Origin of the sequence: Arthrobacter sp. TB 26 (assembly GCF_000427315.1) — a bacterium.
Taxonomy (GTDB): domain Bacteria; phylum Actinomycetota; class Actinomycetes; order Actinomycetales; family Micrococcaceae; genus Arthrobacter.
The window spans coordinates 1,559-3,545 of sequence record NZ_AUPJ01000267.1 but is presented as its reverse complement, the minus strand read 5'-3'; the positions used below and the strand labels follow the sequence as shown (position 1 = coordinate 3,545).

General features: G+C 65.6%; 3 protein-coding genes. All 3 read left to right on the top strand.

The features are described from left to right. On the top strand, positions 1 to 536 hold a 536-nt coding region (gene trmD / locus K789_RS0109735), incomplete at its 5' end, for a tRNA (guanine-N1)-methyltransferase (protein WP_024366587.1). Between the two features lie 230 nt (positions 537 to 766). Next, positions 767 to 1,126 (top strand): 50S ribosomal protein L19, encoded by a 360-nt coding sequence (gene rplS / locus K789_RS0109730; RefSeq protein ID WP_024366586.1) that lies wholly within the window; start codon positions 767 to 769, stop codon positions 1,124 to 1,126. 111 nt (positions 1,127 to 1,237) lie between these two features. After that, the gene (gene lepB, locus K789_RS0109725) at positions 1,238 to 1,918 is read left to right on the top strand and encodes a signal peptidase I (RefSeq protein WP_024366585.1); all 681 of its coding nucleotides are present in this window, start codon (positions 1,238 to 1,240) and stop codon (positions 1,916 to 1,918) included. Positions 1,919 to 1,987: the final 69 nt, after the last annotated feature.

The following is a 1,987-nucleotide window of genomic DNA, read 5'->3' as shown; positions in this document are numbered from 1 at the left end:
CGGGGGAGCGGTTCACCCAGGCCGCGGCCCATGAGCTCGCCGGGGCAGACCGGCTGGTGTTCGCCTGCGGACGCTACGAAGGCATCGATGAGCGCGTGATGGAGTGGGCGGCCGACCACTTCACCGTGCGGCCGATGAGCCTCGGCGACTACGTGCTCAACGGCGGCGAAGTGGCAGTGCTGGCCATGGTGGAGGCCATCGGGCGCCTGCTGCCCGGCGTCGTCGGCAACCCCGAGTCCCTCGTGGAGGAATCGCACTCGGACGGACTGCTGGAGTACCCCGTGTACACCAAGCCCTCGAGCTGGCGGGACCGCGAGGTCCCGGCGGTGCTGCTCAGCGGCAACCACGGCAAGATCGCCCAGTGGCGCCGGCACGAGCAGTACCGGCGCACCGCCGAACGGCGCCCGGACCTCCTCGCAGGGTTCGACGCCGGCAAGCTGCCCCGCGCGGACCGGACCGCTTTTGCGGACCTGGGGTACGCCGTCGTCGACGGCCGCCTGGAGCGCCGCCCCGACGCCGGCGGTAATTCCGCCTGACCGGATTGGCTGGATGGCCCCGGGTATGGCAAAATTAGTCCTTGTGCCTGCTGGGCTGCGAACCTGCCACAGGGGGAGCGTAACCAACAGCGCGGCACCCCGGTCCCGTCAAGTCCTGACGGAGCCGGATTCACAAATTTTCGACGGGAATCTCCGGGCCATTAGTTCGCCCGGGTTTGGCCGCCGTGACCCAACGTGAAGGACCTGTGGCGTTCACCAGGAGTGAATCAATGCACATTCTCGATTCCGTAGATGCAGCCTCGCTGCGCACCGATATTCCGGTCTTCCGCGCGGGTGACACCCTCAAGGTTCACGTGAACATCATCGAAGGCAAGAACTCCCGTGTCCAGGTGTTCCAGGGCTTCGTCCTGGGCCGCCACGGCGACGGACTGCGCGAAACCTTCAGCATCCGCAAGGTCTCCTTCGGCGTCGGCGTGGAGCGCAAGTTCCCGGTGCACTCCCCGATCATCGAGAAGATCGAGCTCGTCTCAAAGGGTGACGTGCGCCGCGCCAAGCTGTACTACATGCGCAACCTGCGTGGTAAGGCCGCGAAGATCAAGGAAAAGCGCGACTTCCAGACCGCAAAGTAAGCCTTCCAGACGTCACCACAGGCTTCCACCGCGGGTCCACGGACCGTGTCCGGCCAGCGCCGGAGCATCCGCAACAGCGCTGTTCACGTCAAGCGTTAGAGGATACGGACCATGGAACAGACAAAACGCCAGCCCAGGAAACTCGGCTGGCGTTTTGTTTTGCTGGCCGTGGTGCTGGCCGTGCTCATCAGCGGCCTGGCCCGCTCCTTGTGGCTCGATGTCTACTACATCCCCTCCGCCTCGATGGAGCCGCTCTTCCGCGAAGGGGACCGGATCCTCGTGTCACGGACGGACTTCCGCGCCGATCCTGTAGGACGTGGCGACATCGTCGTCTTCGACGGCCGCGGCTCCTTCGCCCCGCTGAACAGCGGCAACGGACCTGTCCTGGACTTTCTGGGCGGCATCGGGCACTGGATTGGCCTCTCCGGCGGCGACAACACCTACATCAAACGCGTCGTTGGCCTCCCCGGGGACCACGTGGTCTGCTGCGATGCCAGCGGCCACCTCACAGTCAACGGCCAGCAAATTGCGGAACCCTACCTCTATGCGGGTGACGCCCCGAGCGAGCTGAAATTCAGCGTGATCGTTCCGCCCGGCCGGCTCTGGCTGATGGGGGACCACCGCTCGCTGTCCGCAGATTCCCGCAGTCTTTTGGGTGCCCCCGGCGGAGGCATGGTCCCGCAGGAGCGGGTGATTGGCAGGCCGGTACAGATCATCTGGCCGCTTGATAGATTTACAGCAGTAGCAAGGCCCTCCGGGGCCGCCACAACGACAGCGAAGAACGGACAGTAGATGCCCGAGACCGGACCCCGGAATCCCGATTGGCGGGAGCAGGACCAGCCCCGGGTCACCTCCTCAGCG